Annotated in this window: 30 protein-coding genes; 7 read left to right on the top strand and 23 right to left on the bottom strand. The window is 36.9% G+C overall.

Annotated features, from left to right (window positions below; all coding sequences use genetic code 11):
* Positions 1-63: 63 nt before the first annotated feature.
* From VNN39_RS04840 to VNN39_RS04825, 4 genes are all read right to left on the bottom strand, one after another.
* Positions 64-813, bottom strand: a complete 750-nt coding sequence (locus tag VNN39_RS04840; RefSeq protein ID WP_017368619.1) for a MurR/RpiR family transcriptional regulator — start codon at positions 811-813, stop codon at positions 64-66.
* 10 nt (positions 814-823) lie between these two features.
* Positions 824-1693 carry an adenylyltransferase/cytidyltransferase family protein gene (locus VNN39_RS04835; protein ID WP_165713490.1) on the bottom strand — a complete coding sequence of 290 codons (870 nt, stop codon included), beginning with the start codon at positions 1691-1693 and terminating at the stop codon, positions 824-826.
* Between the two features lie 22 nt (positions 1694-1715).
* Complete coding sequence (locus tag VNN39_RS04830; protein WP_017368621.1) at positions 1716-3005, bottom strand: peptidase U32 family protein; 1290 nt, start codon at positions 3003-3005, stop codon at positions 1716-1718.
* A 187-nt stretch (positions 3006-3192) separates the two neighbouring features.
* Positions 3193-4116: a peptidase U32 family protein gene (locus VNN39_RS04825; RefSeq protein ID WP_165714544.1), complete on the bottom strand. Its 924-nt coding sequence runs from the start codon at positions 4114-4116 to the stop codon at positions 3193-3195.
* Between the two features lie 171 nt (positions 4117-4287).
* On the opposite strand from VNN39_RS04825, the gene VNN39_RS04820 reads away from it, so the two are divergent.
* The gene (locus VNN39_RS04820) at positions 4288-4566 is read left to right on the top strand and encodes a DUF3270 domain-containing protein (protein WP_017368623.1); all 279 of its coding nucleotides are present in this window, start codon (positions 4288-4290) and stop codon (positions 4564-4566) included.
* A 43-nt stretch (positions 4567-4609) separates the two neighbouring features.
* On the opposite strand, the gene VNN39_RS04815 is transcribed toward VNN39_RS04820, so the two are convergent.
* The 3 genes from VNN39_RS04815 to VNN39_RS04805 all read right to left on the bottom strand — a co-directional run bounded on the left by VNN39_RS04815 (position 4610) and on the right by VNN39_RS04805 (position 7121).
* Positions 4610-5431, bottom strand: a complete 822-nt coding sequence (locus VNN39_RS04815) for a putative RNA methyltransferase (protein ID WP_338998033.1) — start codon at positions 5429-5431, stop codon at positions 4610-4612.
* 183 nt (positions 5432-5614) lie between these two features.
* Positions 5615-6718, bottom strand: coding sequence for a S66 peptidase family protein (locus VNN39_RS04810; protein WP_338998031.1), 1104 nt, complete (start codon positions 6716-6718; stop codon positions 5615-5617).
* Positions 6719-6854: 136 nt separating this feature from the next.
* Positions 6855-7121: a hypothetical protein gene (locus tag VNN39_RS04805; protein WP_338998029.1), complete on the bottom strand. Its 267-nt coding sequence runs from the start codon at positions 7119-7121 to the stop codon at positions 6855-6857.
* Positions 7122-7465: 344 nt separating this feature from the next.
* Here VNN39_RS04805 and VNN39_RS04800 point away from each other — a divergent pair, with 344 nt between their 5' ends.
* The gene (locus VNN39_RS04800; protein ID WP_338998027.1) at positions 7466-8092 is read left to right on the top strand and encodes a copper homeostasis protein CutC; all 627 of its coding nucleotides are present in this window, start codon (positions 7466-7468) and stop codon (positions 8090-8092) included.
* Between the two features lie 22 nt (positions 8093-8114).
* Here the strand turns inward: VNN39_RS04800 and VNN39_RS04795 are convergent, their stop codons facing one another.
* The 5 genes from VNN39_RS04795 to VNN39_RS04775 all read right to left on the bottom strand — a co-directional run bounded on the left by VNN39_RS04795 (position 8115) and on the right by VNN39_RS04775 (position 13410).
* Positions 8115-9134, bottom strand: a complete 1020-nt coding sequence (locus VNN39_RS04795) for an ABC transporter permease (protein WP_338998025.1) — start codon at positions 9132-9134, stop codon at positions 8115-8117.
* A complete protein-coding gene (locus tag VNN39_RS04790) occupies positions 9127-9867 on the bottom strand; it encodes an ABC transporter ATP-binding protein (protein WP_165713495.1) in 741 nt (246 codons plus the stop codon). Before VNN39_RS04790 ends, VNN39_RS04795 begins: the two co-directional genes overlap by 8 nt.
* A 141-nt stretch (positions 9868-10008) precedes the next feature.
* Positions 10009-10854, bottom strand: coding sequence for an Rgg/GadR/MutR family transcriptional regulator (locus VNN39_RS04785; RefSeq protein WP_165711941.1), 846 nt, complete (start codon positions 10852-10854; stop codon positions 10009-10011).
* Between the two features lie 55 nt (positions 10855-10909).
* The gene (locus VNN39_RS04780; protein WP_270232058.1) at positions 10910-11551 is read right to left on the bottom strand and encodes an HAD family hydrolase; all 642 of its coding nucleotides are present in this window, start codon (positions 11549-11551) and stop codon (positions 10910-10912) included.
* 110 nt (positions 11552-11661) lie between these two features.
* Positions 11662-13410, bottom strand: coding sequence for a MucBP domain-containing protein (locus tag VNN39_RS04775; RefSeq protein ID WP_338998019.1), 1749 nt, complete (start codon positions 13408-13410; stop codon positions 11662-11664).
* A 199-nt stretch (positions 13411-13609) separates the two neighbouring features.
* Here VNN39_RS04775 and VNN39_RS04770 point away from each other — a divergent pair, with 199 nt between their 5' ends.
* Together VNN39_RS04770 and VNN39_RS04765 are read left to right on the top strand one after the other, a co-directional pair.
* A complete protein-coding gene (locus VNN39_RS04770) occupies positions 13610-14005 on the top strand; it encodes an HIT family protein (protein WP_017368634.1) in 396 nt (131 codons plus the stop codon).
* The gene (locus VNN39_RS04765; protein WP_096369065.1) at positions 14002-14229 is read left to right on the top strand and encodes a hypothetical protein; all 228 of its coding nucleotides are present in this window, start codon (positions 14002-14004) and stop codon (positions 14227-14229) included. The genes VNN39_RS04770 and VNN39_RS04765 overlap by 4 nt, the downstream gene beginning before the upstream one ends.
* A 4-nt stretch (positions 14230-14233) precedes the next feature.
* On the opposite strand, the gene VNN39_RS04760 is transcribed toward VNN39_RS04765, so the two are convergent.
* The 9 genes from VNN39_RS04760 to msrA all read right to left on the bottom strand — a co-directional run bounded on the left by VNN39_RS04760 (position 14234) and on the right by msrA (position 20490).
* Positions 14234-14590 carry a hypothetical protein gene (locus VNN39_RS04760; RefSeq protein WP_017368636.1) on the bottom strand — a complete coding sequence of 119 codons (357 nt, stop codon included), beginning with the start codon at positions 14588-14590 and terminating at the stop codon, positions 14234-14236.
* A 116-nt stretch (positions 14591-14706) separates the two neighbouring features.
* Positions 14707-15396, bottom strand: coding sequence for a 50S ribosomal protein L1 (gene rplA / locus VNN39_RS04755; protein ID WP_003133341.1), 690 nt, complete (start codon positions 15394-15396; stop codon positions 14707-14709).
* 89 nt (positions 15397-15485) lie between these two features.
* On the bottom strand, positions 15486-15911 hold the full coding sequence (rplK, locus tag VNN39_RS04750; protein ID WP_003133340.1) for a 50S ribosomal protein L11: 426 nt from the start codon (positions 15909-15911) through the stop codon (positions 15486-15488).
* Positions 15912-16037: 126 nt separating this feature from the next.
* Positions 16038-16667, bottom strand: a complete 630-nt coding sequence (locus VNN39_RS04745; RefSeq protein ID WP_165711937.1) for an ABC transporter ATP-binding protein — start codon at positions 16665-16667, stop codon at positions 16038-16040.
* 6 nt (positions 16668-16673) lie between these two features.
* Positions 16674-18734, bottom strand: a complete 2061-nt coding sequence (locus VNN39_RS04740; protein ID WP_338998017.1) for a DUF1430 domain-containing protein — start codon at positions 18732-18734, stop codon at positions 16674-16676.
* Between the two features lie 6 nt (positions 18735-18740).
* A complete protein-coding gene (locus VNN39_RS04735; protein WP_165713499.1) occupies positions 18741-19139 on the bottom strand; it encodes a hypothetical protein in 399 nt (132 codons plus the stop codon).
* Between the two features lie 234 nt (positions 19140-19373).
* The gene (locus tag VNN39_RS04730; protein ID WP_003133332.1) at positions 19374-19745 is read right to left on the bottom strand and encodes a VOC family protein; all 372 of its coding nucleotides are present in this window, start codon (positions 19743-19745) and stop codon (positions 19374-19376) included.
* Between the two features lie 17 nt (positions 19746-19762).
* Positions 19763-19978: a YozE family protein gene (locus VNN39_RS04725; RefSeq protein WP_003133330.1), complete on the bottom strand. Its 216-nt coding sequence runs from the start codon at positions 19976-19978 to the stop codon at positions 19763-19765.
* Complete coding sequence (gene msrA / locus VNN39_RS04720) at positions 19975-20490, bottom strand: peptide-methionine (S)-S-oxide reductase MsrA (protein WP_019292236.1); 516 nt, start codon at positions 20488-20490, stop codon at positions 19975-19977. Before msrA ends, VNN39_RS04725 begins: the two co-directional genes overlap by 4 nt.
* A 201-nt stretch (positions 20491-20691) precedes the next feature.
* Here msrA and VNN39_RS04715 point away from each other — a divergent pair, with 201 nt between their 5' ends.
* From VNN39_RS04715 to VNN39_RS04705, 3 genes are all read left to right on the top strand, one after another.
* The gene (locus tag VNN39_RS04715) at positions 20692-21468 is read left to right on the top strand and encodes a MurR/RpiR family transcriptional regulator (RefSeq protein ID WP_017368642.1); all 777 of its coding nucleotides are present in this window, start codon (positions 20692-20694) and stop codon (positions 21466-21468) included.
* Between the two features lie 80 nt (positions 21469-21548).
* The gene (gene celB / locus VNN39_RS04710; RefSeq protein WP_046400840.1) at positions 21549-22838 is read left to right on the top strand and encodes a PTS cellobiose transporter subunit IIC; all 1290 of its coding nucleotides are present in this window, start codon (positions 21549-21551) and stop codon (positions 22836-22838) included.
* An 18-nt stretch (positions 22839-22856) separates the two neighbouring features.
* Positions 22857-24269, top strand: a complete 1413-nt coding sequence (locus VNN39_RS04705) for a glycoside hydrolase family 1 protein (protein ID WP_338998014.1) — start codon at positions 22857-22859, stop codon at positions 24267-24269.
* Between the two features lie 53 nt (positions 24270-24322).
* Here the strand turns inward: VNN39_RS04705 and VNN39_RS04700 are convergent, their stop codons facing one another.
* Positions 24323-25183 (bottom strand): CvfB family protein, encoded by an 861-nt coding sequence (locus VNN39_RS04700; protein ID WP_017368645.1) that lies wholly within the window; start codon positions 25181-25183, stop codon positions 24323-24325.
* 108 nt (positions 25184-25291) lie between these two features.
* Positions 25292-25849 carry a ribosome recycling factor gene (frr, locus tag VNN39_RS04695; protein WP_017368646.1) on the bottom strand — a complete coding sequence of 186 codons (558 nt, stop codon included), beginning with the start codon at positions 25847-25849 and terminating at the stop codon, positions 25292-25294.
* Positions 25850-25851: the final 2 nt, after the last annotated feature.

Genomic DNA, 25851 nt, shown 5'->3' with positions numbered 1-25851 from the left:
TACTTCCTAAAATACCGCTTACAAAACAAAAAGCGAGTAGACTATTCACAACTCGCTTAGCTTTTATTTGTTTGTCATTGTTTTTTTATAAATAGAGTAAGCATCAAAGAGAACACGTACTAAAATATACAAGGGCAGTCGACTGTGCACATCAAGATCAAAGTAGTTAACCTCTAGGGTACTTTTATAACCAATCAGAGAGACATCTGCGAGACGTACCAATGGGCTTTGCTCCGTTACAGTCAAGGTCAAAATTTTTGCACCATGCGCTTTTGCTACTTCAGTTGCTTCGATCAGTTCTAAAGTTTCTCCGCTCAAGGACAGATTGATAATCAAACTATTCTCATTAACAAAACTTGCATAATAAGTCATATACTTGTAATCATCATGAAGCGTAACCGACTTATGAAAAAGTTGGAGCTTCTTCATCATCTCTACAGCAGCATGAGTGGACAGGCCACGCGCAAAGAGAATAATTTCATCCGCTTGGTCAATTGCACGCACAGCCTGTTCAATAGCAAGTGCTGAAATATTATGAATCGTACGTAAGAGTTCTTCTTCATTTTTGCCAATGGCAGCTAAAACTTCATTTGAAAAACCATTGATATTGGGAAGAGGCTTTTCTTTTATTGAATAGCGAAATTCAGCATAACCTGAGAAGCCTTTTTTCCTCACCGTGCGATTGATCGTTGATAAAGAACAATGAGCCAACTCTGCCAAATCTGTAATAGAAAGTTGGGGGATCTCGTCATAGTGCTCTTGAATAACTTGCCATGTATAGGCTTCAGCACTTGATAACTGTTGGTTAACCATGTTTCCTCTCCTAATATTTTAATCGGTCAATCTGAACTCCTGTATACTGACTAATCGCATCTATAGCATGATAATAGCGCCCAAGATAAGCACGCGTGTCACGTATTGTTTCCTCATCATCCAAACGTACTACTTTTTCAGTAAGTCCTTGTTCTGCTATTTTCTTTAAAAGCGCTGCATCATTATCAGATGGAATCAAAAGAACCAAATCCATATCTGGCGACAAGGTATTGTCAATGAAGACAATGCCTTGATTACCAGCTGAAGTGATAGCCTGTTCAATTTTCTCTGCAAAGGGGGCATTGTTAAAAGAACGGGCTAAACGTCTCGCCAAGGTTGATTTGCCACTTTTTCTACCGCCAATAATGCCAACGATTTTGGTGAAGTGCCTACGAAAGACGGGATTTATCTCATTCCAATGCAATAGTGGATTTTCACGTATCTCCGTTGCAGATATCTTAATATCTTGCCTGTCAGCCATCTCTACCTTATAAGTCCGCGTATCTTGCGGAAAACGCGCACCTAGCTCAGTCACATATTCTGGCTCTCCCACATAAAAAGTAATTTCCTGACTCTGATATTTTTTTAATAAGCCAAATAAACGTGTGAACCACGCATCCCATCCTTGGGGCATTGGAGGCAGATCCGTCTCGTCTAACATTGCAACATTGATATCTGCTTCGTCCGCAAAAGCTTCCTGTAAATACTGATAACGCTGAGATAAAGGCAAACCAATCTTATCACCTCGATCATGGGTATAGCCTGATACAACTAAGAGAACCTGATCATTAAGTGCTGCACACTTATAGATTTGTTGTTGGTGCCCCTTATGAAAAGGAGCAAAAGTACCAAAATAAACACCTAATCTTTTCTTTTCCATTGTACTCCCCTAGTTGATCTTTTTAAGCACGTACTGTTTTAGCCGCTCCTGATTTTTCATAAAGATTGATTAACCCTGCACCTGATTTACGAATCATATCTCCAGGTTGTACAGGTGTTTCCACATCGATATGTAAAAGTGTCATTGGGTTTGGTGCACGGTCGATGGATTCTCCTGTTTCTGCCAAACGCAAGTTTTGAATGGTTGTTTCTGAATGACGGAAGCCCGGACCATAAAATTCAATCGTATCACCTTCAGTGATGACGTTACGTTGACGAATTGTCGCAACCTTGCTGTCTTCATCGTAAGCGACAACTTCGCCAATAAACTTGTATTCTGGAATTTTACGACGTGCACCGAAAAGTTGTTTATTTTCATCAGGAATACCATAATAAAAGCCTGTATCCAATTCACGTTGTGCCACTTTCCAAAGTTCATCAACCAAATCTGGCTTAATAGCCTCAAACTTTTCCGGACTTTCTAGATAAGCATCAATGGCCGCTTTGTAAACATTTGAAACTGTCGAAACGTAGTGAATAGATTTCATACGTCCTTCAATTTTTAAGGAGTTCACACCATTTTTGATCATGTCAGGAATATGTTCAATCATGCTCATATCAACAGCAGACATTGAAAATTCTTCGGGAATTTCACCTTTGATTGATTTGCGCTCACTACCAAAAGGCATATCGTAAAGGTCATATTTCCAACGGCAGGATTGTGAACATCCACCACGATTAGCATCACGCATACTCATGTAGTTTGAAAGAACACAGCGTCCACTATAAGAAATACACATGGCACCATGGACAAAAGCTTCAATTTCTACAGATGTATGTTTTCGGATTTCAGCCAATTCTTCCATAGAAACTTCACGAGCTAAGACGACACGTTCCAGTCCTAAACCTTGCCAGAATTCTAAAGTTTCGTAATTTGTTGCTGAAGACTGCGTAGAGAGATGGATTGGTAAACCTGGTGCTTCGGCTGCACAAATTGCGATCAATGCAGGATCCGAAACGATTACTGCAGAAATTCCTAAATCACGCAGTGTACGGAACCATTCGCCTGCTCCTTCTTCATTTCCTTCATGTGTGACCATATTGGCCGCAACATATACCTTAGCATTGTGGGCTGAAGCATACTCTACGCCTTCACGCATCTCATCAAAGGTAAAGTTACCTGCGCGTGATCGCAAACCGTAGGCTTGTCCACCGATATATACAGCATCTGCGCCATAATCAATCGCTACTTTGAGTTTTTCCAGTGTGCCTGCAGGTGAAAGTACCTCAGGTCTTGTATAATTTTCTTGCATTTTTTTCTCCTATTTTCAAGATAAGATTTTTGATAAGGTCTGCCGACCAAAACTTTTTTAATAATAAACTATGATTTTAATAAAACCTTGCACACATCTTCCTGAAATCTAAATACGGAAATACTTTCTTTCAAGAAAAAATGAACACTTTCGACCTAGTCCTTCTTTTTGTAATAGAAGGTGTGCATCACTTGATTTTATCAGGATCTAAATCATAAAAACCATGGGATAATGTACGTCCAGCTGGATGAAATTTACGCACTTCTTCTTCTAGCTGGAAAGCCTTGTCTGCAGTGAACTTTCCTGCCTCAATGGTATTTTTAGCTTCCACAAACAACTTCGTAATAGCAACAAAATCCGCGCCACGAGTGAAAATACCATCCAGTTTCCAATGGTCAAAGCCCATTTTAACCAAGTCAGAAAGTTCACTCATCATATTAAGATCATCGTTAGCAAAAATGTGTGTACCATGATTGTCTTCAAAGATACTATAGTGGGTATCTTCCCTTTTAGGTTCCGAAACAAAAAGATTACGTTCACGATCTTTTCCCGTCTCTTCTGTCTTAATAAAATTATAGTAATTTTGCACTAAAGGACGTTTACTTTGATGGATAACAGTTGCTCCATAAACCAATACCTCGCCGGGTACATCTAAGTTTCCCGTCATAGCTTCAAGTTCAGGTTTGGGAATCTCACGTGCCAATACGGCTTCGACAGCACCTTGCCCCGCCCAAAAATTAACTTGTCTACTTGAAGTTACCATTGTAGAGGCATCATAAGTAAAAGGAAGGTCATACTTGTCCCTCTGAAGTACGAAGATAACTCCTGCATCTCCTACAGCGATACGGTCTACTTTAATGTCTTGCAAGAAGTCTAAGAAGGGTTTGATTTTAGCCATCATGTCAACGTGCATTAGCGCATTCACTGCAACAGTAACCGTTTTTCCTGCTGCATGTGCAAGAGCTGTAATCTCACGAATTTCATCATAGCTAAGCGCTGTGGGTAAGCGTAACCCAAACTCGGCTTCACCAATATAAAGGGTGTCAGTTCCAGCAGCTAGTAGGGCTTTGGCTTGCTCCACACTTTCTGCGGTAGTAGTAATTTTAATCATAGACTAAATTATATCACTATTTATCGCTCTTGACACGTCAGATTTTCATTTTATTTTATTTTCCGATTAACAAAAAAGTAACATAAGACATGAAATTGTATTGCAAACATTTACATAATTTGTTATGATGTAGTGTAGAGCTTAATTATCAGGAAAACTTAGGAAAAAACTATGGAATTAAAAAATTTAAACGATTTCTATGAGAAGCAAGAATACTACTCATATGATGAGCTACATGCACAAGAAAGTCATCTGACAAAACGTGTCCATGAGCTGACTTTCTTTCTTAATGTCGCTAGCTTTTCAGTAATCATGGCTATGATGGTCTATATTTTTATTACAATCACAAGTAGTTTAGTTGCTGTGCCAGCTGCTCTTGTTGTTGGTTTTATCGTTTTCCTTGTTTGTAAAAAGGGAATTAAAAAGATTGTACATCTACTCATGAAATAATAAATTTTATTTTCTAACGAAAAAAACCTCTGCTGGAGGTTTTTTATTTTTGCCCTACCAAAACTTGCACATGGATAGTTGCTTGCATTGGGGGATTTTTTCTCGCTATTGTTTTTATCTCAGTGGATACTGCCCACTCTAAAGGACTCATTTCCAGAAAATCTAAACGTAATTCCTCAGGAATTTCAAAATTATAATGAAGTTCTTTTTCCACGGCATTAGGATATTCCTGCTTAAAGCGTTGAATAACCTCTGTATTGTCATAGTTAACTGGAAAACCATAGACTTTACGTAGCTCTTGAAGATAATATCTGTCAGGTACAATCTTGATGATATTTCCCCCTGACTGTAACACACGGTTAAACTCTTTATAGTTTGAAGGTGTAAAAATATTTAAAACACTCGAAATTGAACCATCAGCAAAAGGCAATCTTGTTAAATCTGCCAAACTTAGAAAAGCTGAAAAGGGCAAATCTGTCGCCATTTCAATACCATCTTTGGCAATATCAAAGCCAAATTTGTTCCCTTGGTAAGACAACAACTCCAAAAACTTACCTTCCCCTGTCCCAACATCCAACAAATTACCAGGCAAAAGGGCTGTTTCAATTTCCTTAAGTACAGGTGCGTACATTCCAGCGGCGATTAAGCGACGTCTCGGCTCAAACATCTTCTTTGTATAGTGTTGCGTATCTGCTTTTGTTTGTAAAAAGTTAATATACCCCTTTTTATTCAAGTTAAAGGTGTGCTTATTCTCACAACGCAGTGCATAGGGTCCCAAAGAAAAGGAAGTATGGCATAAAGGACAGCTTAGGCTTTCTAAGTTTTGTTCTAAGTACATATAGGCTTTTTCGATTTTTTTTAACATAGACCTATTTTAACATACAACTGAAACAACATGTAACTCCTCTCATAAATCAATATCTAATCCTACTTCTTACTTAAATAGATAATAAATAGCTTTCAATAAAGTTCAACTAAAATATAGTAAAAAATATAACTAATTTTTTTCAAGCAAGGAGCTGTAAATCTAGGATATGCAGTCTTTTTATTATCCCTGTGATATTTGAATGACCATAGGGTCAGTAGAAATTTCAGCTATTCCTCCCAGAGGGAAGGTAAATATTGGTTGTGTATGGCCAAAATCAACATCATAAATTACGGGAATAGTCTTTAAAATAGGAAATTTATCCAAAATATAGTAAAGAATCTCTTCAGAAATCTCAGTATCTGTAGGAAAACGACCAATGACTAAACCAGATACATCAGTATGAATTTCTAATATTTGTGCCAAATATCTTGAAAATTCTAGAGGTATTCCGCCTTCTGAAAGTTCTAAAAATAAAATTGGAGACTCAACTTCAGGTAAAAATTTTGTCCCAGCTTGGAGGTTATAGGTTTGTATATTCCCACCCGTAATAACTCCCTTTACCTCTCCATGATTATAGATTTTCCATTTTGTTTTTTGGGGGGATCTAGTTATAGATTTATCAAACCACAAGTCGCTTGTCCATAAATCACTAGGTTCTAATTTATAATTTTTATTTTTCATAGCTTTTATCCAGCTTTGGGTCTGAAACTCTTGAAGTTCATCCATTTTAAAAGATGAATAAGAAGGGCCATAATACGTCACAAGACCTGTCTTGGCTCGTATTGCATTATGTAGACTTGTTGTATCAGAATAACCAATGAACATTTTGGGATTTTGTTTAATCAAATTCCAGTCTATATAAGGAAGCAACTCATTACAATTTAATCCCCCTATTGTGGTTAGTATTGCTTTCACGTTTTCATAAGGGAAAGCAGAGCATAAAAAAGCAATTGATTTGGCTATTGAGTAACGAAATAAAGCCCCGAATAAGATACCCGTTAAAATAGATGTAATAATAGCATTTGTTAAATATAAATAGCCTATTGGAATCAATGATAGGATGAACATTTGAAATGGAACCCTCACTCCATTATTTATAACATAGGATAAAATTTGATTTAGTCCCTGATTAGAGTTTGATGTTTCTGGAACATTTGTGCTTACTCCATTTAATAAATTTTCTAAATTAGGATTAATTACATAAGTTATTATCATGGTTACCAGAATTAATATAAACATACCCATAGTAAATTTAGTCGCTAATTTTATTCTTTCTATTTTCAATGTCAGTCCTTTTCTGTGTTAATTATATCCTTTTTCGATAAAAAAATACTTAATTAAAAAATAGTTAAAGAGTGAAAGATACGATAATCAAATTAATAATTGCGCGTATTGGCCACGTTTACAATTTATACTATTACTATTTACCTTTTACTTTTTTATAAAAATAGTATACCAAGGCACCTAAGAGTGAAACAAGAGCCCATGCAAGAATTACAGTACAGACAACAATCGTTCCATATAAAAAAGGAGAATTAGAAAATAGTATTTCATTAAAAAATTCTTTTGTTTCTTGAAACTTAAAAATAAGTTTCTTAATCAATCTTAGAAGCATGATAATAGCAACTACGATACTCGTATTTTTTAGGCTTTGTTTAAACGTAGTTTCTTGATTTTGTTTATTCATTTTCAATCTCCCTAATTAGTACTATTATCTCACAAAACACTCAAATTACACAAAAGCCCTTTAACTATGTACCACCTATACCTCTCACCTTCTATACTGCTTTTAATACTCTATTGTAACCTTTTATCACATTCCTAATCTCAAAGTAGATCGTGGAATGACGATATTAAAATCACAAAAGAGACTCTATTCTACGCCTATAAATTTCTAGTGCTCTCTTTTATTTATGTAATAGTTTCCGTAGCTATACCTGCGATAACATCACATAGCTAATCGTTAAAAACAGTAACGTTGCTTTTTTTGTTATAATATAGAAAAAGTCAGAAAAGGAAATAAAGAAGCCAATGATTATTCGTGAACTTTGTGTTGAAAATTTTACCGAAATTCCTAAAGCAATCGCTGCAGGTGTGGAACGTATTGAACTTTGTGATAACCTTGCTGTCGGTGGAACAACACCGAGCTATGGTGTTATTCAGCAAGCTGCTGAATTTATCGGAGACCAAAAAACTACTCTAGCCGTTATCATCCGCCCACGTGGAGGCAATTTTGTCTATAATTCTTATGAGTTAAAGATTATGGAAAATGATATTCTCAAGGCTATTGAAGCTGGCGCACAAAACCTTGTTTTAGGAGCTCTAACAGAAGACAATCAAATAGACGTGGAAGCTCTTGAAACACTCATGGTCGCCTCTCAAGGGCTTCCTGTAACCTTCCACATGGCCTTTGATGAGATTGAAGACCAACATGCAGCCATTGACACACTGGTCGAAGCTGGTGTAGAAAAAATTCTTATGCATGGTGACAGTCTCGACAAGCCACTCAATACCGAAAAAATTGCAGATCTTGTTAAATATGCAAAAGGAAGAATTACTATTATTATCGGTGGCGGAGTAACTGTGGGTAACTATGAAGAATATGCAAGCTTAACAGGTACACATTTCGTCCACGGAACAAAGATCATTGCAAAATAAAAAAACAGCTTAAGCTGTTTTTTTATTTGCCTTTCAAGCGCATCTTTATATAAAATTTTACTAACAGGAAATTTACCAGTAAAAGGAGAATCAGATAAAGGCGTGCTTGCAGAAAAATCAAGCCAAAAATAACTTCTACAACGGTTACAAAAAGCATGATACGTGAGAGGACATCCTTAAGGGCTGTAAATTTTGAAGAGTGACGGAGTGGATAAATCCGCGTCAAAATTTGATATTCAAAAGAATCTTGTAGAGCAAAAAGTTGAAAAAGTAATAAGTAATTAAAGACCGATGCCAAAATAACAGCAAGTAACGGGTTGCCAATGAAAGTCAAGGCAAGTACAGCCAAGGCGATTAAACGTAGAGTCAGAGAAAGATAATCTCCTGAACGTAAAAAGGCACGACTAAAGAGGTATTCATAGGTGCGTAATGTCTTAGGCAGGAGAAAATCTAAATATTTTCGGCGGTGACTTTGAGTTTTCAGACCTTTGACATTGGTAAAAAGGGCAAAGAAACGTAAAGTATTCGTTTTGCGGTTTTCTTCATAGGCAATAAGTCTCTCCCAATAAATAATGCCATTGGGCATAAGTTGACGTAAGCGAAGGCCTAAACCTGCTGCTTTTAACAAGACTAAAAGAGAAAACCATAGTAAGAGATAAAGGAATGACCATTTTAAAAGTGGTGCCACAATCCCAACTAAAATAAGACTAATAAGCGCAGGGAAGACAAGCGAACGAAGGTAAGACAAAAGTAAGTGTTTGCGCACTCCTTTCTCTTGTGGTAGGAGAAACACTTTATCCGCAGGTTCCACAAAGCTTGCCAATCTTCCAAAAATCTGGCTTAAAATTGTGATTAAAAGGACTAAACCAACTTTTCCAACAGTAGTTAAACTGTGAGCTTGTAAAAATTGAGCATACTGTACGGCTAAAGCACCCAATAAAATCATCAAAAAGAGGACAAAATGATCATTAAAAACATAACGCAAATATTTGAGATTTTGCCGATAGTATACTTTGCGGCGTTCTTCAAATAAGCTATTCATGGGTATTTACACCTTTCGTCAATTCTAAATAAATCTCATCGAGGCTGGCGTCTTCCTTGCCAAATTTAGCACGTAAATCTTCCATACTCCCCGCAATTAACACCCTCCCTTCATGGAGAATGACAAATTTGTCACAGAATTTCTCCGCTGTTGAGAGAATGTGCGTACTCATCAAAATGGAAGCTCCAGCATCACGCATGGAAAGCATAAGTGTGATTAAATCTTGAATCGCTAAAGGATCCAAACCTAAAAATGGTTCATCAATAATGTAAAGACTTGGGTCCGTCAAAAAGGCACAAATAATCATTACCTTTTGCTTCATACCTTTAGAAAAATTGACCGGGAACCAGTCTAACTTATCTTCTAAACGGAAGGTTTTCAAGAGATTTTCTGCCCGAGGCATTGCTTCTTCTACAGGAACCCCATAAGCTAATGCTGTAAGCTCGATATGCTCACGAAGGGTAAGTTCTTCATACAAACTTGGTGTTTCTGGAATAAAACCAATCTTTTTGCGATAGCCTTCAAGATCTTCTTGGAGCGTAATTCCATCTAATTCAATCTGGCCAGAGTAAGGTGTGAGCAAGCCCATAATTTCTTGAATAGTTGTTGATTTACCTGCACCATTGAGGCCGATGAGACCAACTAACTCTCCGTTTCCTATCTCAAAGCTTACATCTTCAAGAACCGGATTGCCAAAGTAGCCTCCAGTCACGTTATTTATTTTTAGTGCCACGTTAATATCTCCATTTCTATTCGAATTTAGTATAAGTTAATTTTATCATATCACTCCTTCTTTTGCTTTCCTCTAACGCAACTCTTTTTCTCAATTTTAGTCGTTCAAAAATGAGGACAATATAAAAAACTTACTTATCATTCATGCACTTGATTTATTGCATATTTTCTCAAAATCTTTTTGGAAAACTTCCCGCAGCTCTAAGGCTCCAATCTCGGATAATATTTTTAAAGCACGCGCAATGAGTTTTTTCCCCGTAATTTGATTATCAAATGCGTAAATCCAACAACCTTTTACAAAGAGGGTCGATATTCGAATATAGGTGTCAAAGACTATTGTCAATTCCTCAAGTGCTTTGAGAAAACGTTCTGAATAATCCTTATAGCTTTGACGTATCATTGCAAGTGTCGCTCGAATGACAACACGAATAAGCAGGTTTCTAAATTCGGTTATTTCTTTCAAATAGTATTTATTTTGTGAAAGGATTCGCCAAACAATATCTTGCAGTAAAATAGGGTCGATTTCATCTAAGGTATTCACCAAAATATAGAGTTCATAACTATGCCAAATATAGTAACTTTTTAGTTTCGTCTCAATATAAGAAACTTCAAGCGGCGATAAATGGCTATAACAAGCTTTAGCAGAAAGTGCTATAACCTTATTTTCTTCTAAATCATAGGCATTATTTTCTACATATATATGTTCTAACAAATATAAATTCTTGTTAAAATAAGCGTACTCTATTTTTTTAAACTGATTCAACCAATAATCTTCTTCATCATTGTTGAGCATCAGCATGTAGGATCTGAATGTTGTATGCATTTCCTGTAAAGCAAGATCTAGTTTATCAAATGAAATCAGTGTTTTTCCATTTTCAAAGGAAGATATCGTTGACTTTGATAAACCAATGCGCTCAAAATCACGCAAAGAAAGTTTATGTTGGATACGTAATTTTTTAAAAACTTCCCCATATTTTTTATAAATCATAAAATTCATTTCCTAAATTTCACAAACTCAAAAGCTTTATTCAATACACTTCCGTTTAAAGGTTCAACAACTCGTCCACTTGCTCAATCAGAAAGTTAGGTTGCTGTGCTGCTAACTCGGTTGCATCGTGTGCACCCCAAGTTACAGCACATGTCTGTACCCCTGCAGCTTTCCCCATCTGTATATCGAAAATGGCATCACCAATCATTACTGTTTGCTTTGTACTTAAACCATACTGCTTCACAATGTAGAGCACCCCATCTGGCGCAGGTTTATAATTTTTAACTTGGTCTGAACCAATCACACCTTCAAAATAAGAAGCAATCTCAAGAAATTCTAAATTTCTCTTTAAAGCTGTAGAATGCTTACTTGAAACCACGTAAAGCCTCTTACCGGAATGGTACAGGTTTTGAAGGACTTCTTTGATGTGAGGAAAAAGAGTGAGATTTTCTTGCTCATAAACCTTATAGTACTCTCGAAAAGCACTTAACAGTGCCTCAAATTCTTCCTCCTCAAATATATGATCTGCAGCCATTTTTTTAAAAGATTTTTCGATAGGAATCCCTGTGTAGTAGTTAATCCTCTCTTCTGAGGGAATACTTAAGTTAAACTGTTGAAAAGCGGCTCTTGTTGCCAATATACCCGTGCTTCCCGAATTTGCTAATGTCCCATCAAAATCAAAAATATACCCATCCATGCTGAAGTTCTCCTCATTTATAATTTATTAAAAATTATTATAACATATATTTGATTTTTTTAAGATTTTTAATCTATTTTATATTTTGTGGTGAGTAATATTATTAAAGATTACTTATACTTATTAATCTTTTTTACAAAGAATATCACTCCTCCTATTAAAAATAAGAGAATGGCACCAATGATTGTCAAAAATTTTCCGTTATCTTCTCCTGTAGCTGGGAGATTAATTTGATGCGCTTGATTTTTAGTATACAAGTATTTTACTTCTTGTTTGGCATGAGTAAACACACCTTTGGGATTTCCTTGAACACCTTTTATACTATAACCTGAGAGTTCTTTCGGTGTCGAAACATATTTTTCACCAATGTTGCCTGTAAGAACTGTATCTTCTGCTATTTTTTTACCATCATCGCCTGTGTATTTTACAGTTACTGTTTCACCTTTTACTGGTAATTTAGTATAAACATAAGTAATAGTTTCTTCCTGGTCTGTGAAAGTCCCTGTGGAATTACCTTGTACTTCTTTGAGGGTGTATCCTTCAAATGCTTTTTGTTCTGAAGTATAAGTTTCTCCGACTTTTCCAGTTAGCTTCTCGTCATTAGAAAGTTTTTTACCTGATTCGTCAACATATTGAACAATCACATCACCAGCCACCTTGACAGGTATTTTAGTATAAATATAAGTGATTGTTTGCTCCTGATTCGTAAAGGCTCCTATGGGATTACCTTGTACTTCTTTGAAAGTATATCCTTCAAATTCTTTTTGCTCAGAAGTATAAGTTTGTCCGATACTTCCTTTGAGCACAATATTATCCATAAGGTCATTTCCTAATTCGTCAACATATTTGATGTGCACATCACCGGCAACGTCGCCTGTTCCTCCCCCACTTTGACCGTGATAGGTTGCAGTAGAAAGTGCACTATCAATTAGAGTTGTCCCGTCATAGGAAAAAGCTTGATTAGGATATTTATTATTGAGAGGATTAGATTTTAATTTTGTCTGATAATGTATGACCACTGAATTTGGTTCGGTGAGAGATGCTTCTGTGTCACCACGGAGATGTCCAAGATTTAAGGAGGTGGATTGACTCCCATCTGCATTGGGATTAAAAACCAAATCCGTTGACTCTGTTTTAATAACAGTATTTTTATAGTTTCTATAATGTATACTGGTCGAACCCAGTATATAATCCTGTGTGTTGCCCATCGTATCAACAAAATTCGCATCGGAAACTTCATAACCACCATTGTTTATGGTTATAGTCCAAGATACTATATTATTTGCTTCATAGTGCAATGTTTTGGCAATTGCACTGTTACCTGAACCTTCACCTGAGCTACTTTTTGAAAAATTAACGTGAATACTATTATTTAAATTATTTTTTGTCGGAAAGGCTAAATCATTCCCCATATCATAATTTAAAGTATTTTTATTAAATCCAGACCAAAAGTTAAAAAATAATGTACGGTTAGATAGATTGTTGATGACGGGCTCAAAAACAATATTAAGCATATTATTTTGGATAGTCACTGAACCTAACAATGTACCATCTTCTTTAGTCAGAAAAATTGGAGCAGTTCCTGTGTACTTTAATTCCTGTGGTAATGGCATTGAGTACGTTTGCGCCGTATCAATGACTGTACCGTTTGGAATACTAAGCGTATAGGTAGCGTTGACCAAAGAAGCATCGCTTATTTTATTTGAGCTGATTGGTCCATTGTTATTACTTAGAACAACTTGATCTACAAATTGTATTGCACTTGGAGACTTTGTTTCAGCACTCACCAATGGGGTAAGATTCAAAATGCTCCCCAACATGAGGATGAAAAGCAATAATTGGTTTGTAATTTTTTTCATGACTTTACCTCCTATTTTGTTTTTCTTACCATGATAATACCAATTTTAAACATTAAAAACTATTTATTTGTCTTAACGCTTTCTAAAAAAATTTCTTAACAAGTTACACTAAGCAAAAACAGAAGAATTTGTTATAATTTACTTATAACAAAGTAGTGCTCAACTTTTGAGACTCTACAAATGGACAGGGAGATTTCTTATGGATAATTGTATCTTTTGTAAAATAATTGCTGGTGAAATTCCAAGTACGAAAATCTACGAAGATGATAACTTGGTAGCCTTTCTTGATATCACACAGACCACAAAAGGGCATACTTTAGTTGTACCTAAAACACATACACGAAATTTATTAGCAATGGAACCCGAGCAAGCCTCTCAGCTTTTCTCTAAAATTCCTGAAATCGCCAATAAACTTGTGGATTCTCTAGACGCCAAAGGGATAAATATCCTACAAAACAACGAGGAAATAGCTGGGCAAACTGTCTTCCACACTCATGTACACCTCATTCCACGTTATGCTGAAGATGATGGTTTCTCTGCTGCTTTCACAGCACATACTTATGATCTTAATGCAATTGCGGAGGAAATCTTATGAAAGAATTCATCAATGACGTCTCAGAAATCTTTTCACGGTTAAGCAAAGAAATAGATGAGGTCAAAGCAAACTTAGAAAATGTAAAAATTGAAGCAAAAAAGGCTGAGCTTACCGGACAAGAAATTCAAAGAAAGGTAAATGAATTTCAGGCCCTTGCTCAACCTAAGGTTGATAAAATCAATGAAATTTTAGAAAAACTTTCAGAAAAAAGTAGTGAAGAATGATTCACTACTTTTTATTCGGATGAATATAAAATTGACTGCCCCAAAAGATTCCTAAAATTTGGGAGATAACAAATGATCCAGCGATAATTAAAATTTCAGTCACATCGCTATCATATTGGATATATGTGAAAAAATAACGAGAATTATAAAAGGTAAAGAGGAAAAACACCAAGAAAATATCGATAATGAGTAAATAGGGCCATACACGAGTTCCGTCGAGTTTTACCAAGTGAAAAGTCGTAAAAAGTAATAGTAATGAAATTATTTGTAAACTTATCAAGGGGAATTCAAATACTGTTCCGATATAAATAATTATCCAAACGGCTGCTATAAAGCCTATCAGTAGGGTTATTCGTTTCATATTACCATTGTAACATGAAAAAGATTATTTTTCTAATTCAAATTACTTTAAATTACATAAATGTTTCTTTCAATATACAAAAAAAGCTCCCTAAGGAGACTTTTTTAATTTTTAACTTAGAAGCTTGTTGTATCAACTTTAACACCAGCACCCATAGTTGTAGTAACTGAAAGGTTTGTGATGTAAGTACCTTTAGCTGTAGCTGGTTTAGCAGCAACAACTACGGCATTGATAGCTTTGAAGTTTTCGATAAGTTTTTCGTTGTCGAATGAAACTTTGCCGATTGGTACGTGGATGTTACCAGCTTTATCAGCACGGTAGTTAACTTTACCAGCTTTTGATTCTTCAATAGCTTTAGTTACGTCCATTGTTACAGTACCAGTTTTAGGGTTTGGCATGAGGTTACGTGGGCCAAGGACACGTCCAAGACGACCTACAACAGCCATCATGTCAGGTGTTGCGATTACAACATCGAAGTCCAACCAACCACCGTTGATTTTAGTTACAAGTTCATCAGCACCAACGAAGTCTGCACCAGCTGCTTCTGCTTCTTTAGCTTTTTCGCCACGAGCGAAAACAAGAACACGAGCAGTTTTACCAGTACCGTTTGGCAATACCATTGCTCCACGGATTTGTTGGTCAGATTTTTTAGTGTCGATGTTAAGGTTGTATGCAACTTCTACAGATGCATCAAATTTTGCGATTGAAGCTTCTTTAGCGAGTGCTACTGCTTCTTCAACGCTGTAAAGTTTAGTTGCGTCTACTTTTTCGATAGCAGCGCGCATTGATTTGCTTTTTTTAGCCATTTCTATATTTCTCCTTGTGGTAATATCGGTTGTCTGTTATTATAACAGCCTTCCACTTGTGTGGAAAATGAGCGATGATTAATTAAGAATTAACCTTCTACTACAAATCCCATAGATTTCGCAGTACCTTCGATCATTGACATTGCTGCTTCAAGTGAACCAGCGTTAAGGTCAGCCATCTTAGTGTTTGCAATTTCTTCAACTTGTGCTTTTGTTACAGTTGCAACTTTAACTTTGTTAGGTTCACCTGAACCTTTTTCAACTTTAGCTGCTTTTTTCAAAAGAACTGCTGCTGGAGGAGTTTTTGTAATGAATGTAAATGATTTATCTTCATATACTGAGATTACAACTGGGATGAGCATACCAGCTTGGTCAGCTGTACGCGCGTTGAATTCTTTAGTGAATCCCATGATGTTGATACCTGCTTGACCCAAAGCTGGACCAACTGGTGGAGCTGGTGTTGCTTTACCGGCAGGAATTTGCAATTTAACGAGTTTTTCTACTTGTTTAGCCACGATAAATTTCTCCTTATAATATTGTTTTCGTGATGTGGTATGATGATAGACTATTCTATCTTCCACGCCTATATGCTAAAAACATACTTAAATAGTCTATCAAATATGGATGCTTTTGTCAAGTCTCTATATTTCAATAGATTCGTCACATGCCGCAACAACAGCTGGGTCATGCGTGACAATGATGACTGTTTTTCCCTTTTCTACTTCTTGGCGTAACAATCCCAGTATCAAAACTCTATTTTGTCCGTCTAAAGAACCGGTCGGCTCATCAGCCAAGATAATCTTACTGCGTTTCAACAAAGCACGCGCCAGAGCTACACGCTGTTTTTCCCCACCAGACAAAGCGTATACTTTTTCGCTTAGCTTATGAGCAATACCTACTTGATTTAAAATCTCTCTCATCCTACGTCGCTTTTCTTTGCCTTTTATTTTCTCATACACTAGAGAGATATTGAGATTTCGCTCAATGCTCTCATCTTCAATCAAGGCAAAGTTTTGAAAAAGAAATGCTATCAGGTTGCGCCGCATAAGTAACGCTTCTTTGCTGTTTATCTTAGGTGCTTTTTTCCCTGATATATATAACCTCCCAGAATCTGCGCCTTCAATCAGTCCGATAAGATTAAGAAGCGTAGACTTTCCGGCACCACTTCTTCCGAGTATCGCTGTCATTTTCTGAGCTGGAATACTGAGGGAAAAATTTTCAAAAATCTGATGTTTCCCAAACTTTTTACTCACTTCTTGCAGTTCTATCATGTGTTTTTATGCTCCTTTCAAGGTGGTGACCAGTTCTTTCTTTTCAATACGGGTAAGGAGGTGGAAGACTAAAAATAGCTCAATCAAAGCATAGAGTACGTAAGCTTCAACAATCACTAGTTCATGTCCGCGTAGCGTGGAGTGAACTAAGAAAATCAAATTTTGAATAACAATGAGGATAAACAGTATTTTATATGTTCTAAAATATGAAATGCCTTGCACCCGTCTAAGTACTAACTTCTTATTATTTACCTTAAAATAGATTACCGTTGTGGATAAAATCATCAGGATAAAAAGCACAAAAGCTAAAACATTCATAAATACCCATGTTATCGGTTCACCAATAAAACGTTTGACCTCAATTTCTGCAATTTTTGATGTAGGAACAAAGGAAACAAAACTTGCAGCTACTAAGTCTTTCTTCAAACTTGGCAGTATCTCTAAATACGTTTTTTCTATGTTCTCTTTTATTGGAATCAAAACGCCTAGGGTATTATTTCCGTAAAACATATTACTATAAGTATTAACCCCAGCGTTATTTACCGTATGCACCTCAATTATATCTGCTACAAGTTCTTGTTTTTTACCATTGGAATAAACACCGCCTGCTTCCCCTTCAAATATAGGCATACTTTGTTTATCTTTCATCAAGAACACCTTGATTTCTGTTGCTCGAAACCAGGCGCCCTGCATCTCTAACAAGTCATTATAAGCTTTTTTTATCTCCTCTACTTTACTTTTATAGCGTTCGTTGACAAGTATAACAGCTTCTTTAGTGCTTTTATCTATGTAAATTGGGTTGTTTTCTCTATCTCTAACGGAATATTTATCGATATAGGCAGAGTTAACCTCTATCCCTTGATAATCTTTGAGGTTCTCATGCCCTAAGATTTTTTTGGTTGCGTGCAAACCACCGTTACTTTCGATATATTTAAATATCTCCGTGTGTCTCGAGCTATCTTTAGCTTCAGAATAACCTAAATTCCAGCCTGCAAAAACACCATAGTCGTCCAAGGGTGTCTTATGCATCAAACCCAAACTGCTATTTAATAAAAGGATAATCCCCATACTTGTAGAGACACTGGCCGCAAAGATATAAACTTTAACCAGATAAACCAAAATGTGGACGCGCTTTAAGAAAGACTTATTATTAGTTTGAGCCACTAAAGATGCTCGATTCACGATACCAATAACAAGCATTACCAGAATCAGACTTAGTCCCATCAACAGGCTGAGACTTATCAAATATTGAAAATCGAAAGCTTTCAGAAGAAAGCTACTGTTTAATAACCCTACAAAAAGCTGTACAAACAGAAAACTCTTCATATAAATCCGCAGAAGAATTTCCCAGTTCCCCATCCCATTAAGAGCATATATAGCAATCTCCTTACTGCGCAAGACCATCCAAACAAGAAGGAAAATAAAATAGAAAAAAAGAATCATCTTGATGAGAAAACGATACATATCGTTCCCACGAGTGATTAAAGGCTGGGGATTGTACCATTCAGGTTGAGAGGTTAAGCTGCTTGAACTGGTTGCCAGATTAAATCTTTGGTTTATTTTTTCACTCAAAGCTTCTAATATTTTTTCTTTCTCACTTGATTCAAAAAATACTGCGGCTCCTTGGTACTCTTCATCAGTTATTTTTTTTAGCGGTTCATTGATCACCGTTACTTTTGAACCGTGATCCATAAACTCTTTTTGACTTTGCTTTTTATAAGCGGTTTGAAAGTATGTGATACTGGCTATTGGTCGACTATAGTAGATATTTCCCTTACCATCATAGTCGGCACCAATAAAGCGGGAACGAACAGTAAAAGGAGTGTTGAACTCCCTTGATACTTCCTCTATAACTGAGATAAAATCTTTCCGCTCAAGTATTTTTACATCATCTGTCTCATAGCGCTCAGTATCTCCTATCTCAGGAGGATAGATTTGGGTATAACTTGGCTTACTCACATAACGCGTAAGCCTATCTGACTCAATATCATTGTAGCGCATATAGGCAAGCATCACACTAACGAAAGAGAATAAAAGCAATAATGTAAGCTTTAAGACTTTATTCATTATTACTTACCACTTATTACCCCTTGCTTCATATCGCCACTCCATTTTTCCATAATAATCACCTGTAGAGGAAGTCCAAACTTTCCAACCAGGACCATACCAGCCACTCTTTTCTCGTTTCCCCCCAGACACATAGGCATGACTTTGATGAGACACCGCCCAGTTATAATACTCCGCTGTTAAGGTCTTTTTGCCCCATGCGGCATCTGGCCAAGTCCTAGAATAAGCCACCTGCCGTCCATGACGTGTAAAATTATTCTGTAAGATACGGACTGCGCGCTCTAGCTTTTCAAGGCTATCGCCAAAAACACCATCAGCAGAAGCTTTTTCAGCAGTGGCTAACTGGCTTGCCCCAAACAAAGCGAGTCCTAAAGTTGATAGTGCAATAAGTTTTTTGATTTTCATATAGCTCTCCTTTCAAATATGAATCTTTTTCTTACCTAACAATATTTGTTCATCTCCTTCCTTTGTTTTCTATTTTCTTTTATCAGTCTAACATAATAAGTTCCTTCTATTTTTCATCTATATTTTGTTTCCAAAAAAAATCAGACATACTTTAAGCTTGAAAAATGTAGTTGCTATATTCAATCGGAAATCAAAAAAAGACTGAAATAATTCAGTCTTTTTATTCTTTTTTATTTACTCTGCAATCACTTCAACCTTATAACCATCTGGATCAATGATGAAGTAATAACGTGTGTCGGAGTTAGGAAGGCCTTTAAGTTCTGTCACTTCAAATCCTGCTTGTTTTTGTTTTGTATGCAGTTCTTCCAAATTATCAACCGAAATAGCAATATGTCCATAGCCATTACCCAAATCATACGCTTCATGATTGTAATTATAAGTCAATTCTAATTCGTAGTCATCACCAGGTAAAGTCAGATAAACTAAAGTAAATTCATATTCTAAAAAGTCACGACGACGTTTTTCCTCAAAGCCGAAAGCTTCTTGATAAAACTTGATTGAAGCATCCAAGTCTTTGACGCGGTAACAAGTGTGTGCCATTTTCATTGTGTTTTCCTCCATTTTTAGGCTTCTAGGTACATTGCCCAGATATCGTCAAAAAGTCCCAAGTTAAAGTAAAAAGGGGCATAGGTTTCCAGATATGTGGAGACTTCATCAAAGTCTTTCGATTGTTTGGGAAACTGTGTATCTGCAAAGGCAAGATTAGCCAAACGCGTGACATCATCCACCTCAACTGGCGCCCGATGGCGCATCAAATAAGTATAAAAAGGCTGTCTCATTTCCAGTTTTCCTCCAAAAACTTATGACGTAAGCGGCTGGACAAAGCATAACGCTCAGGATTTGTTTTATAAAATCCTTGATGATAATCCTCTGCCGGCCAGAACTTTTGTGCGGGTTCTATTGTGGTAACAATAGGCTGATCAAAACGTCCAGAATTTTGAAGTGCTTCTTTTGACTTTTCAGCGACTTCTCTCTGTGAGTCAGCAGTATAGAAAATAACTGGACGATAATTATCGCCACGATCCTCAAATTGCCCAAACATATCGGTTGGATCGGTCTGCTCCCAGTAAAGTTCCACTAAATCTTTGTAAGTGATTTTTTCATTATCAAAGATAATCTCCACTGCCTCAGTATGCCCTGTCTGATGATTGCAAACTTGCTCATAAGTTGGATTATCAACATGACCGCCTGTATAACCACTTGTCACAGCAAGAATCCCTGTTTGTTCCTCGAAAGGTTGCACCATGCACCAAAAGCAACCACCCGCAAATATTGCTCTTTCTTTACTCATCCTTTTTACCTCGTCCTTATTAACTGAAAATATTATAACAAAAGTATTCTTTTCATGCACTTATTCTTTTCTTTCAATTTTATTTTTTAGCTTCAATTGTCTTATGATAATTTTTTTAGTACACTACTATTTAGAGAACTCATAACTGAATATCTAGAGTTGGTTTATCCGAAATTATTAATAAACAAAGAGAGGAGTTCTATGTCATTTAAAGAAAGAGTATCTATCCACTATACTGAGTTGACAAAGACCGATCGTAAAATAACAGGCGAATTAATGAGAAAACCAGAGGTACTTATTGACCGATCTATTCAGGAGGCTGCCAAGGATCTTGAGGTTTCACCTTCTGCGATTATCCGTGTTGTAAAGAAACTACAATATCGTGGTTTACCGGACTTAAAAAATGCTTTAGAAAGATATATGAGTGAAAAAACTGAACTTGTTCAGAGCTCAAGAGAAGAACTGCTTTCAGAATCCATCATTGGTGAGTATAAGCAACGTCTGAATTTGATTCGTAGCTGTTTGTCGGAAAAACAACTGACCAGCATTGCGCAAATGATACGCGAGGCTAAAACAACACGAGTTTTAGGGATTGGTAGTTCTGGTTTAGCTGCTGAACAATTTGTCTATTCTCTCTTGTATCAAGATAAATATGTCGAAGCCATCACCAGCCGTACCAAAATATTTTACCTATCGCGCGTACTTGATCAAGATACACTATTAATCATCTTTACCGTTTCTGGAAATACGGATCTTTATGAGGAAATTTTTGAGCAAGCCAAGGAAACTGGGGCAAAGATTGTCCTCATCACAATGAATAGAAATTCCAAATTCAAACAAACTTCGACCGAGGTTCTGCTTCTGCCTTCAAATCTGACAGATTTTTCCAAACCAGACATCTATCAGCTGGACAACCGCTTTGCATTTATTGTTTTATCAGAAATTCTGGCAGCTTATTACATCCACTCTTTGGAATAAGTTTTATTTTTATTATTTAATTTGAAATATATTTTATTTCGTGTTATACTCTCTTTATAATATTTAAGGAGAGTTTTTTCATGAACAAATTTATGGTTTTGCTATCAGAAAAAGTTTTACCGGTAGCGTCTCGTTTGGGGCAAAACAAGTACCTCACTGTTTTGCGTGATGCCTTCATGGTCAGTTTCCCTTTAACAATGTTTGGTTCACTTATTGTCGTATTCAATAATTTACCCTTCTGGTCTGACTCGATGAAAGCAAACTTGGGTAACCTTTTTGGTAATGGTCAAAGCGCCACAATGTCAATTATGACCGTGTTCGTTACTTTAGCCATTGGGTACTACTGGGCGAAGTCAGAAGAAATCGAAGCTATTTTCAGTGGTGTCGTTTCTTTAGCTTCATTCTTGATATTGACACCTTTCGCTGCAATTATTACATCAGCTGATGGAGCTACAACTGTTGAAGGTACTGGGCTTCTTACTCTTGACCGATTGGGTGCAAAAGGGATGTTCTTAGGTATCTTTGCTGCCTTCATTGCCGCAAAAATCTTCGCTGCACTGACTAAAAAAGGTTTTACGCTTAAAATGCCAGACGGTGTTCCACCAGCTGTCGCTAAATCTTTCGCCTCTCTAATCCCAGCCCTAGGAACATTGCTTGTTTTCTTACTTATCAATGCGCTTATGGTTGGTGCCTTTACTACAAATCTTCATGATGTTATTTACAATGTTATCCAAAAACCACTGACTGGTTTAGGAACGGGACTTCCAGCAACAATCATTGCCGTATTCCTTGTCCAGTTCCTCTGGTTCTTCGGTCTGCACGGCCAAATCATTGTCAACTCTGTTTTTGAACCTTTCTGGCAAACAAATATGCTCGATAACGCTGCGCTTACGCAACAAGGAGCATCTGCCTTAGCTGAAAATGGACACATCGTTACAAAATCATTCATGGATACATTCACAGTAAGCTTAGGTGGATCAGGATCTACCTTGGCTGTCGTCCTGATTATGGCATTTCTGATGAAACATAAGCAATATAAAAACATTGGACGTCTGGGCTTGGCTCCTGGATTATTTAACGTTAATGAACCTGTAATTTTTGGTCTTCCTATCGTCATGAATGCTACAATCTTCATTCCATGGCTTTTAGCTCCTGTTGTTTCAGTCATTATCGCCTATCTCGGCTTTGCGTCTGGGTTAGTTCCTCTGACCACTGGGGCGCAAGTGCCTTGGACAATGCCAATCTTCCTTTCAGGATTTTTAGCAACAAATTCTATTATGGGTTCTCTACTTCAATTAGTTCAATTTGTGGTCATCGCGCTCATCTGGTTACCCTTCTTGAAAGTCATTGATCGTACTGAAACATTATAAAAAACAAAGGATAAAATAATGCAAGTTAAATTCCCTAATGATTTTTGGTGGGGGGCAGCAACCAGTGGCCCTCAGACCGAAGGTCGTTTTAATAAAAAACATGCCAACATGTTTGATTATTTTTATGAAATCAAACCCGAAAGTTTCTATAAACATCAAGGCCCAGATACAGCAAGTAACTTTTATAATGACTTCAAGAATGATATTCGCTTAATGAAGGAAGCTGGACTAAAAACAGTTCGTACCTCTATACAATGGAGCCGTTTGATTGATGATTTAGAAAAAAACACTGTAAATTCAGACGCTGTAGCATTTTATAATGCAGTCATTGATGAATTTATCGCCCAAGATATTACGCCAATGATTAATCTGCACCATTTTGATTTGCCTGTTGAACTCTACCATAAGTATGGTGGCTGGGAATCAAAAAAAGTTGTTGATCTCTATGCTGGCTTTGCTGAAAAAGCTTTTGAATGCTTTGGTGATCGCATCAAATACTGGTTTACCCACAACGAACCATTGGTTGTCGTGGAAGGAGGCTATTTATTCCAATTCCATTATCCAAATAAAGTCGATGGACACGCTGCTGTCCAAGTTGCTTACAACTTGCAACTTGCCTCAAGCAAAGCCATCGCAAAATACCGCGCGCTACAATTCGATGGAAAAATTGGGATTATCCTCAACCTGACACCGCCGTATCCTTCTACCAAAGAAGCAGCTGACCTTAAAGCCAGCCATATCGCTGACTTATGGTTGAACCGTCTCTATATGGATGCCTCTGTCAATGGCGAGTTTCCTGCTGAACTGGTTGAAATTTTAGATAAGGAAAACGCACTTTGGGAATCAACAGAAGATGAATTAAAACTCATCAGAGATAATACGGTTGACTTACTGGGTATTAATTTCTATCATCCAAATCGTGTACAACGTCCAAAATACTCGGCAAATTCCTTAGCTGTTGACTTTATGCCTAACAAATTCTGGCAAGAATTTGAACTACCTTCATGCCGTATGAATGTCGATAAAGGTTGGGAAATTTATCCAAAAGCAGTTTACGACATTGCTAAAGATGTTCAAGAAAACTATGGAAATATCGACTGGTTCATTTCCGAAAATGGTATGGGTGTGTCAAACGAGGAAAGATATATGAATAGTCAGGGAATCATTGAAGATGACTATCGTATTCAATTTATCAAAGAGCATCTGTACTGGTTAAATAAGGCGATGGAAGAGGGCAGCAATTGCTTAGGCTATCATTTGTGGACACCTATCGACTGTTGGAGCTGGCTCAATGCTTACCGCAATCGGTATGGACTCATCTCGACAAATATTCATACGCAAGTTAAAAGTTTGAAAAAATCGGCCCACTGGTTTAAAACTTTGTCAGATAGCAATGCCTTTGAAATCGAGCCACTTACTGAGGAAGAATAATATTTTACCCTACTAAAAAAAGTTGGAAATCATTCCAACTTTTTTGCTATTAATCAAATGAGTTCTGTACCCTCAGGACTTTGTTTGATTTTTTTATTCTTCATCAAACCACCAAGCGCTTTTTTAAATTGTCCTTTAGATATACCAAATGTCGCTTTGATATCATCTGGCGCTGACTTATCATTAAAAGGCATTTTTCCACCCATACTCTCAAGATAAGCAAGGATCATCTGTGCATCAGCATCCAACATTTCATAAGCTCGTGGTTTCGCACTAAGATTTAAACTACGGTCTTGATCACGGAAGCCAATAACACGTACCTGAAGCTCTTGCCCGATACGGAGTGTGCCAAAAGCTTCGTTAGGATGGATGAAACCAAGCATATTATTATCTGGAAGATAGACGAAGGATCCTGTTTCTTTGTTACGGTAAACAATCCCGCGTAAGTCTTGGTTTTGCATATTATCATAGGCCGGTCCTGACATTTCCCAGAAATCTTGGTGCCAAGCTAATTTACCCCAAAGACGATCTTTCGCATCAACGACAATTTTAACAAAGAGCTTATCCCCTTTTTTAGGCCATTGATCTTTATCTTCTGGTAGCGGAAGATCATCAAGCGAAACCACGATATCTTTCCCAGCTAAACCAATATCAACGAAAGCGCCCAAGTCACGACGAACATCGGTCACTGTGCCCCAGCCGAATTTTTCGCGTGTCGCAGTTGGCTCTTGCGTTGTCATGCACATTTTGTCAGATTTATCCACATAGGCAAAACCTGTGACGATATCCCCTACCTGATGTTCGCCTTCTGATTTTGCAAGACGTATGATATTATCATCTTTCTGCAAAAAGTAAAATTGATCATTCTCAGCTGTAATAATGGCTGAAAATGTTGTTGCTAATAAATTATTCATTCTTTTTCCTTAAAAACGGCTCCGCAGAGCCGTTTATTTCTGATTGTTTTTTTTTGCTCTGTCGATTATATAGAATAAAATCTTTTACAATCAAATGACGATACAAACTTAAACATCCAAAAGTTCTTTTTCTTTTTCAGCAGCCATTTTATCTGCTTCTTTAACAGCATTATCTGTTATAGTTTGAATGTCTTTTTCGAGTACTTTCAAATCATCTTCTGTGATTTCTTTTGCTTTTTCTTGTTTTTTCGCTGTATCGATAGCATCACGACGGATGTTACGGATTGCAACTTTTGCACCTTCGATGTATTTACCCATCTCTTTAACCAACTCTTTACGACGTTCTTCTGTCAACATTGGAATAACCAAGCGAATTACTGAACCATCATTTGCTGGTGTAATCCCAATATCACTGGCATTCAAGGCATGCTCGATATCTTTCAAGATTGTTTTATCAAATGGTGTAATCATCAAAACACGCGCTTCTGGGATTGTGATTGATGCCATTTGATTTAGTGGTGTTGGTGCGCCATAGTACTCCACAGAGATGCGGTCAAGCAAGCTCGCATTGGCACGACCTGCACGGATGTGACCAAGGTCACGTTGCAAGCTGTTCAATGAGCTATTCATACGTTCTTTTGCATTATCAATAATTTCGTTTGCCATGA

Origin of the sequence: Lactococcus formosensis, from assembly GCF_037892375.1 — a bacterium.
Lineage (GTDB): Bacteria > Bacillota > Bacilli > Lactobacillales > Streptococcaceae > Lactococcus > Lactococcus formosensis.
This window is presented reverse-complemented; position numbering and strand designations above follow the sequence as displayed.